The sequence below is a fragment of the Protofrankia sp. Cj3 genome (assembly GCF_917627355.1).
Taxonomy (GTDB): Bacteria; Actinomycetota; Actinomycetes; order Frankiales; family Frankiaceae; genus Protofrankia.
This window is the reverse complement of sequence record NZ_CAKJTR010000220.1, coordinates 1-7384: the sequence shown is the minus strand read 5'-3', so window position 1 is coordinate 7384 and position 7384 is coordinate 1. Positions and strand designations below refer to the sequence as shown.

The 7384-nt window shown below is 67.1% G+C and carries 5 protein-coding genes and 1 pseudogene; 4 read left to right on the top strand and 2 right to left on the bottom strand.

Annotated elements, in window-relative coordinates; genetic code table 11:
• Positions 1-425 precede the first annotated feature (425 nt).
• Positions 426-950: pseudogene (locus MJ783_RS20680) on the top strand (SAM-dependent methyltransferase).
• 58 nt (positions 951-1008) lie between these two features.
• On the opposite strand, the gene MJ783_RS20675 reads toward MJ783_RS20680, so the two are convergent.
• On the bottom strand, positions 1009-3141 hold the full coding sequence (locus MJ783_RS20675; protein ID WP_255724434.1) for a TIR domain-containing protein: 2133 nt from the start codon (positions 3139-3141) through the stop codon (positions 1009-1011).
• Positions 3142-3488: 347 nt separating this feature from the next.
• Between MJ783_RS20675 and MJ783_RS20670 the strand changes: the two genes are divergently transcribed.
• The 3 genes from MJ783_RS20670 (at position 3489) to MJ783_RS23775 (ending at position 6860) form a co-directional block, all read left to right on the top strand.
• The gene (locus MJ783_RS20670; protein WP_239312889.1) at positions 3489-3731 is read left to right on the top strand and encodes a hypothetical protein; all 243 of its coding nucleotides are present in this window, start codon (positions 3489-3491) and stop codon (positions 3729-3731) included.
• Positions 3732-3847: 116 nt separating this feature from the next.
• Complete coding sequence (locus MJ783_RS20665) at positions 3848-6694, top strand: tetratricopeptide repeat protein (RefSeq protein ID WP_239344513.1); 2847 nt, start codon at positions 3848-3850, stop codon at positions 6692-6694.
• Between the two features lie 19 nt (positions 6695-6713).
• Positions 6714-6860: a hypothetical protein gene (locus tag MJ783_RS23775; RefSeq protein WP_370651744.1), complete on the top strand. Its 147-nt coding sequence runs from the start codon at positions 6714-6716 to the stop codon at positions 6858-6860.
• 28 nt (positions 6861-6888) lie between these two features.
• Here MJ783_RS23775 and MJ783_RS20655 read toward each other — a convergent pair whose 3' ends face one another.
• Entirely contained in the window at positions 6889-7074 is a 186-nt protein-coding gene (locus MJ783_RS20655; protein WP_239312886.1) for an AlpA family transcriptional regulator, read from the bottom strand.
• Positions 7075-7384: the final 310 nt, after the last annotated feature.

The following is a 7384-nucleotide window of genomic DNA, read 5'->3' as shown; positions in this document are numbered from 1 at the left end:
ATCGATGCCGAAAGCGGACGTGGGTTGTTCCTGGTCGAGGCCCTCAGCATGCGGCGCGGCTGGTATCGGCCGAGGAGCGGCGGCAAGGTGGTGTGGGCACAATTACGGGCAGAAATACAGCCGGCGCAACCGCTGAAGTCCGTGGGAACCATTCCCGGTCCGGCGGAGGCGCTGGACAGGCGGACGGCGGGTCGTGTGCCGGACGCCCCGTTCTCGATCGCTTTCGTGGACCATCCTGTGTTATTGCAACGAGTGGTGGATGGCCTGCGTGCGCTCGATGGCTGGTACCGACCCGGTCGCAGGCTCATCCCGCCTGGTGAGTCTCGGTCCCGTACTGGCGAAACCGCATCTCAAGCGTCGATGTCCTGGCCTTCTGTCTCGCCATCGGTGGGACATGGAGGCCAGTCCTGTCCGCGAACCCGGCGGTGACGCTCAGTCCCTGCCAGGTGGCACCAAGGGGAGAATGTGATGAGTGCCCAGCCGGCCGCGTCCGCTGTGCCTGTGCAGGCTGCAACGGCCGACCTGCTGCCTGTACGCGAGCCGCGCGCCGCAGCAGGTGGGTCGGGAGCTGGCTAGCCGGAGAGGGTTTCCGCCGTAGCCGACCCGGCCCGGCGACTGCGGGGATCGATACGGCGGTACCGTATGCAGCCCGTGTCTACGGTTTTTGGTTCGGTGGCAAGGATAACTATTCGGCTGATCGGGAACTCGGCAGGTAATTTGTCGAGCTGTATCCGACGATCTCTATCGCGGCCCGGGAGAACCGGGCATTTTTCCGCCGCGGAGTAACCTACCTGGCCGCCCAGGCGGGCATCAGGCAGTTCCTCGACCTCGGCACGGGCATCGCCGGTGCGAACAACACCCATGAGGTTGCCCAGCGGATCGCTCCGGAATGCCGGACCGTGTATGTCGACAACGACTCGATCGGCTTTGCGCAGCTCTCAGGCTGCTGACCAGCACCTTTATAATGAATCGTGCCGGTCTGTGGTCGATCCCCGTATTGCACATGCCTCATGGCTTGGGCGCAGCGGGTTGAGGCTGTTCCCCGACCGCCGCATCAGCGATCGCCTCTAGCACCTTCAGGCTGATCTTCCCTACTTCAGCGAACGGCAGGTTACGCCAGTCGCCCACAGCAAGGGCGGCGGCAGCGGTCTGTTCGGCGCGGTCGTGTGCGCCGGCCTGCGCGAGTGCCTCCGCCAGCCGGGCCAACGCCTCGGCCTGTCGGTACGGGTTGGTGATGGCGCGGGCGGTCTGTTCGGCGGCGGCAGCGGTCTGTTCGGCGCGGTCGTGTGCGCCGGCCTGCGCGAGTGCCCCCGCCAGCCGGGCCAACGCCTCCGCCTGCCGGTACGGGTCGGTGATGGCACGGGCGAGTTGTTCGGCGCGGGCCGGCTGGCCAAGGGCAACCCAGACGGCGGGTAGATCGGTGGGAATATTACTGTTGCGGTCGGCGATCCGCTGGCGGTGTACCGCGAGTCGGGCCATGAGAGCCAGGTCGTGAGAAGGCCCAGCAAGAATGTTGTTCTGAGCGTCGGTGATCTCGGCGAGGGTGGCGGTATCACCACCAGTGAGGTCCAGCATCCGATCGTGGCGTTCAAGGTCGGTGGCGCAGGCCACCGCGCGGCTGATATCGCCGGTTGCCAGGAGCAGCCGGTAGTAGCCGCGCAAGAGATACTCCGGGGTGCCGGTCGGCCAGCACCGTTCACGGTAGTTCTGCGCCCAGCCGTGCAACCGGTTGCGGTAGGCTGCGAGTTTGACGGGCCCATAGGAGCGGACAGCGTCCTGTTGAAGTTCTTCATGGCCCAGCAGATACACCCGCGGACCCTCGGCCGGTTTCCACCGGGCGGCACGGCTGGTGAAACTCCGGCCGGTGACCGTCGACAGGAGCCAGTCGATATCCCATGCGGTGACGTCCGGGTCGGAGGAGAGCTCTTCCAGGTCATGGCCGGACAGACCACCACCCGCAGCGGTCACCAACCCCAGCAGATCCCGCCCCAACGGGCTACCGGTCCGGAGCCGATACAGATCGGCCTGCATGTCCGCTTTGATCGTCGCCGCATGCTCCGACCTGCCCAACGTTTCGATGATCGCCGGATTGCGGAGCGGGTGGCTGGGGGGCACGTCGGCGGGGATCGGCGGGTTCGGGCGGCCCGCGACCACCACCCGTGCCCCGTCCGGCGGACTGGCAGGCAACAGCGCGGCGATGCTGTGCGCCGCGGGTCCGGTCACACCCTGGTCCTCGTCCAAGCCGTCAACGACCAGCACTAGCCGCTCCCCACCCTCCTGGCAGAGCGCGGCAGCCTCGGCGAACCAGTGGAACCACAGCCGTTCCCGACGGCCCTGATCCTGAAACGGCGGCACCGTCTCACCCGGCAGGTCCCCAAGCTGCTCGATGACAATCTCCACAAACGCGGCCCGGCCGCTGTTCCCCGCGAAACGCGCCGTGATGAAGAACGACACCACCCGTACCCCAGACGGGGGATCAAGCACAAAACTCGACAGCAACGCGGACTTCCCCGTCCACGCCGCCGCCCGCCACCACACATACGAACCCGCCGCACTGTCGGAAGCGGTGCAGAACACGGCCAACCGGGCAAGCGCTGCCTCCCGGCCAACCAGCCGGGGCGGGGCGATCTGACGGACCTGCTCCACATACGCCGACCGCACCGCCGCAACCGGCAGCGCACGACTGGCGGACGGCGAAAACGGCGCGACCGTGCTCTGACCGGCGGCTGCGGGAAAGGTCGGCTCTATATCAGGTTTCCCGCGGTGCGTCTCGATCGCTTTCAACAGCCGGCGCTTTGCCTCCGCCCGGTTGATGCCGAACAGGTCCACCGACACAAGCTGACGCAGCAACCCCGGCCGGTCGCAGTCCTCCACCCGCACCACCAACAGCAGACGTTCCGCACCAGCCGGATCGGCCGCCCACGAGGCCTGCCACTCCTCCGACGCGAACGCCGACGTCAGATAGGCAGCCGACAACACCGCCACCGTCCGCCGGCCACCCTCAAAGGCCCGCTGCATCTCACCCACGAAATGCGAACCGGGCCCGAAGTCCCACGCCTGGATCAGCGCATGATGCCCCGCGTCTTCCAACATCCAAGCGATCCACTCGGCCCACTCGCGGTCCACAGCCGTATATGACACGAAGAACCGTGCGCGCCGCTGCCCCCACCGATCACACGATCAGCATCCCACACCACCCCACCACCCGAACCCGCGTGCTCCGGTAACCCGTCTACCAGCAGAAAAAACCCAGAAAGGCGGACGAAGCCAACGTGCGCAGCCCAGGGGTGGTACCAATCGCGCCGGTCTCGCCGCTGGCTTCTCACCAGCGCTTTCAGGTAGCCGGGCTGATACTTGGTCCATACTCGCGTTGCACACGCCGCACGACTCGGCGGTAGCGATATGATCATCATGCCTGCAAGTCGCACGGGGGGCGCGACCGTCTTGCACGCGCTACCTGTCCGATCGAGCGGACTACGCTGGCAACCATGACGCCCGCACTGCATGTGTGCGATGTGTACCGGATGGTGGATCGGCTTGCGCCTGCCCAGGTGGAGGCGCTCTATGTGATCCTCGGCGGCATGCTCGACTCGCATACCGCGTCGAAGCCAGCACATTTCGTCACCGACAGTGCGGCCACGCCAGGACGACACCTGTCGTTCATCGGGATCATGGATGGCGAACGTGATCTGGCTGAACGTTCGTCCCGGATTCTTCTGTCTGGCTTCTGACCAGCATCTTTATGGGTGATCGGGCCGGTCCGTGGTCCCTCCCCGGGGTGCGCATACCTCATCGTGCGGGCACTGGCGCCCGTCATCGCGATGGTCATGAGTGCCACACTTGATCGATGGAGGCGAGCACGTCGGCACAGGATTCACCGGTGGTGCTGGTGAGTCATGCGGCCTCCGATCGACGGTGGGCCGAATGGCTGGCTTGGAGGATGCAGGCGGGGGGATTCGAGCCGCTGCTGGAAGGATGGTACGCGGTGCCGGGCGTGAACCGCCTGCGGTGGTTGAATGAGTCCCTCGTCCGGGCGGATCACCTGGTGCTCGTGCTGAGCGAGAGCTATCTGGCCGAGAGCGGGGCGTCGCTACCGTGGCAGAGTATCGTCAACCCGACCGACCGACGTGTCCGTTTGGTCCCGGTGAAAGTGGACGAGTGTTCCCCTCCAGGTCTGTTAGCGGGCTTGGTGACTATCGACTTGGTCGGTCTCGACGAGGAGAACGCCGCGGCCACGCTGCTGTCGGGCCTGGGCGCAACCATCCGGGGATCCGCCGTGCCCACAGTGGCACCACCGTTCCCCGGTGTCTCATTCCCGGGTGGCCGCCCGCTGCACGGCGGGGCGGACGTCGTCTCACCGCCGCGGGAGCTGCCCCCGGCCACACGGTTCTTCACCGGCCGGCAACAGGAGATCGCCGAACTGATGTCCGGTGCCGAAGCGGCCTGCCATGCGGCTGTCGCTGGCGCGTCCGTGGTCCTGTCCGTGCACGGGATGGCAGGGGTCGGCAAGACGGCGCTTGCCCTGCGTGTAGCGCACGATCTCGCTGACCGGTTCCCCGACGGGTGCCTGTTTCTGGACCTGCACGGGGCGACACCGTCCGTCGACCCGATCGAACCTGACGCCGCGCTAGGCGAACTGCTGCGTCGTGTGGGCGTGCCCGGTGCACAGATCCCCCCTGCTCTGGACGCCAGGGCTGCCCTGTACCGGGGGCGGCTAGCGGGCACGCGGACCCTGGTCGTTCTCGACAATGCGCGTTCCGCGGAGCAGGTTCTTCCGCTGCTCCCCGCGGCATCCGGATGTCTGGTGATCGTTACCAGTCGCCGTCGTCTCGCCGCGTTGGACGAGGCACGCTCGTGGCATCTGGCGGTCCTGTCCCCGGAGGGGGCCCGTGACATGCTCACAGCCGTGGTGGGCGCCGACCGGCTCGCTGGTCAGGACGACGCCACGACGCAGCTGGTCGACCTGTGTGGGAGGCTCCCGCTGGCGTTGCGGATCGCGGCGGCGCGGCTACGTACCCGGCCGGCGTGGTCGGTCGCGGATCTGGCTGATCGGCTGGCTGACCACCATGACCGGCTCGCCGCGCTGGCGGACGGCGAACGCGGTGTGGCCGCTGCCTTCGCCGTGTCTTACCGCGACCTCACCGGCGAAGCCCAGCGGATGCTGCGCCGTCTCGGACTTCATCCCGGCGTGGAGATGGACACGCACGCCGCGGCCGCGCTCACCGGCGTCACACCGGCCCAGGCGGATCGGGCGTGTGAACATCTTCTGGACGTTCACCTTCTTCTCGAAGCCGGCCGGGATCGCTACCGCTTCCACGACCTTGTGCGAGCCTTCGCTCGTGAACGCGCCGGCGACGAGGACTCCGAATCGTTGTGTCTCCAGTCGACTGGCGTCCTGTTCGACCACTATGTATCCACCGCCGCGGCGGCGGTCCGCACGCTTTTCCCCACAGAGGTTGATCATCTGCCGCAGGTGCGGCCCCTTTACGTGCAGCCGCGGTGGAGCGGCGATCGGCAGGGCGCGCGGCACTGGCTTGATCTCGAACGCGCCAACCTGGTGCGCGTCGCCGCTCAGGCGAACGTGCACGGCTGGCGCCATGCCCTGGATCTGGCCGCGATCCTGTTTCGGTACCTTGACCTCGGCGCCCATCTGACTGAGGCTGCCGCTCTCTACACCGATGCCCGCGACGCCGCCCGAACCCTCGGCGACCATGCTCAGCACGCCCATGTGCTGACCAGCCTGGCGAGTATCAGCCGGCACCAGGGACGGTACGCGGACGCCGCCGTGCATGCCCGGGAGGCGCTCACGCTTTTCCAGATGATCGGTGACGAACGGGGTGAGAGCAGGGCACTCACCGCCCTGGGCATCATCTACTGGCGGCAGGGTCGCTACGACGAGGCCCTCACCCACAACCAGCGCGCGTTCGACCTGTGCCAGAAGACCGGCGACCGGCGGGGCCAGGCTCGCGCTCTCGGCAACATCGGCCATGTCCACTGGCGGCAGGGCCGCTACATCCTGGCCATTGACCACCAACAGCGGGCGCTTGAGCTCCACCGGCTGACCGGCGACACACGCGGACAGGCCCACACGCTGGGCAATCTCGGCAATGTCTACTGCCACCAGGGCGACCACGCCCTCGCGGTCGATCACCATCGGCGGGCCCTCGCCCTCTATCTGACTTTGCCTGACCGTAACGGCGAGGCAGACGCCCTGACCAACCTTGGCCTCGTCCACCACGCGCAGGGCCGCCATGACGATGCCGAACGTCATCACCGGCAGGCCCTCGATCTGTACGAAGAGATCGGCGACTGTAACGGCCAAGCCCGCGCGCACAACGGACTGGCGGAACACCTCCATACCATCGGTCACCCGGAGCAGGCCCGTCACCACCACGCTTTGGCGCTCACTCTGACGCTCGCCACCCAGGACAGCTACGAGCAGGCGCGCTCCCACGCCGGCCTCGGTCGTGCCCTCGACGATCTCGGTAACCACGACACCGCCCGCGAGCACTGGCGATCAGCCCGAGACATCTACGCCGCACTCGACGTCCCCGAAGCCGACGAGGCCAACAGTGCACTGAAAATGCCGATATCCACCAAGCGGACCAGCCGCATTCCGGCGTCAGGCCTCACTGAAGACCACGGTCCGTCACCACCGAAAGTGCACCAGAGCCCTTCTTCTCACCCCGGCTGAAGCGGCGGCTGAGCTGCGGGTGAGTCGCGCGAAGCTCTATCAGTTGATGAAGGCGGGGCTGATCGATTCTGTGGTGATCGACCGGTCGCGGCGGATACCGCGGACGGCGCTCACCGCCTACGTCGATCGGCTCTGTGGGCGTGTTGGCGATGACAAGGCGGCGTGAATCAGTGGTGGCGCGGGCTCCGCCGCGCTCACTTGCGGTTGTCGCCGGTTGTGTCGGGTCGATGTTCGGCAATCCAGCGCTCGACGTCCGCGGTTTCCCAGATCCGGCCGGCGGCGAGGTCGGCAACGGGCTTGGGGAACGTCGGGTCCTGCGCAAGCTGGCTCACCCGCTGCCGGCTGACCCCGAGTCGTTTTCCGATCTCGGCGGCGCCCATGAGGTGATGCACGACAGCAGAGTACTTGACGGTTGCCTATGGCGTCCCGCAGACTCGACACGAGCTAGGCAACCGTCAAGAAGACGGCGGTCCCGGTGGGTGCGGCTAACACCACACCGGGACCTTGATCCCAACCCTTCATGCCAAGGGAGCGAGACCCATGCCCATCATTCCGCCTGACCATGGCCCGTGGCGCACCCCGTCCAACCAGCCGCCGTTCGTGACCGTGCAGCGGTCCCACTCCGGCGACTGGAAGGTCACCATCCGACCGGGTGCCGATCCGGTCGACCTGCGCGCGGCACTCGTCGCA

Excerpts from the sequence above, each read along its gene's own strand:
- MJ783_RS20670 (WP_239312889.1), top strand. The coding sequence starts at position 3,489 with ATGACGCCCGCACTGCATGTGTGCGATGTGTACCGGATGGTGGATCGG.
- MJ783_RS20665 (WP_239344513.1), top strand. The coding sequence starts at position 3,848 with ATGGAGGCGAGCACGTCGGCACAGGATTCACCGGTGGTGCTGGTGAGT.
- MJ783_RS20655 (WP_239312886.1), bottom strand. The coding sequence starts at position 7,074 with ATGGGCGCCGCCGAGATCGGAAAACGACTCGGGGTCAGCCGGCAGCGG.